This is a genomic window from Polaromonas sp. P1_G2, assembly GCF_056405515.1.
Genome location: NZ_JBFUBY010001298.1, coordinates 1 through 427, shown reverse-complemented (window position 1 = coordinate 427; position 427 = coordinate 1). Strand labels below are relative to the sequence as shown.

At 61.8% G+C, this 427-nt stretch carries 1 protein-coding gene; it reads right to left on the bottom strand.

Annotated elements, in window-relative coordinates; genetic code table 11:
- On the bottom strand, positions 1 to 355 hold a 355-nt coding region (locus AC1D0P_RS30225), incomplete at its 3' end, for an SDR family NAD(P)-dependent oxidoreductase (protein ID WP_477680103.1).
- Positions 356 to 427: the final 72 nt, after the last annotated feature.

Below are 427 nucleotides of genomic sequence, written 5' to 3'. Positions count from 1 at the left end.
CACGCGCATTGACCGCAAAAATCCGTTCCCAGTCGTGGAGCGTACCATCGACAAGCGAGGCCCGGTCGGTCAATCCGGCGGCATTGACGAGGAGATCGATGCGGCCGAACGCCTGCACGGTCTGGTCGACGAGTTCGGACGGCGAGATTGCATTGCCGAGATCGGCCTCGATGAACAACGACTTCACGCCATTGGCGGATAGGCTGGCTGCTACAGCTTCTCCCGCCTCACGCTGCCGGCCGCATACGACGATTGCATCAGCCAGCGCCTCCGCCGCCAGTTCGGCGATCCGCGTTCCAAGCCCCTGGGTGCTGCCGGTGATTAGCAGTACCTTGCCGGCGAGATCGATTTGCAAGCCATCCTCCCCGGCGTGAAACCATCTGCAAGATCGAAACGGCAGTCCTTCCTGCCGTGTTCAGTTCAGGCT